A 464-nucleotide genomic window follows, 5' to 3' on the forward strand; every position below is an offset into this window, starting at 1 on the left:
AATCTCCAATTTTGAGCCATCTGATGAAATAATATTGTAATCTGTTGGCTCAGCTTCTGCACCACGCATTACATTTCCATTAACATCAACTTCTAAATAATAAACTTTAATCGAATCTTTATTTAAGCTTGTACCCTGTGGGATGTTATCTTTAAAAACAGCATTTTTAAGGGTTTCTTTCGTTTTGTTCATCTCTACTTTCCAATTAATTTCATTTGTATTAATTGGTCTATCAGGTACCCCTTTTTTATTCGTAGCTGTTTGTACATTAGGCTTAAAGTCAACTGTAATAGAAACATCCTTATCTTTAATTGGGAAAGGAATTTCTTGTGTTGTTGTACCTTTAATTTCAGCTTTATTAAATTCTGTCTTTAATTGTAGGTTACCAGCAACATCTGGATGCTCTTCAACATAATCGTTGAATGTCATCGTGACTTTTCCGTCTTTTGTAACAGTAAAATTAC

At 31.9% G+C, this 464-nt stretch carries 1 protein-coding gene; it reads right to left on the reverse strand.

The genetic code is table 11. The features are described 5' to 3' along the window. On the reverse strand, positions 1-464 hold a 464-nt coding region (locus MR167_RS31790; RefSeq protein WP_242316257.1), incomplete at both ends, for a collagen binding domain-containing protein.

This window comes from Bacillus cereus group sp. BfR-BA-01355, from assembly GCF_022663675.1.
Classification (GTDB): domain Bacteria; phylum Bacillota; class Bacilli; order Bacillales; family Bacillaceae_G; genus Bacillus_A; species Bacillus_A thuringiensis_S.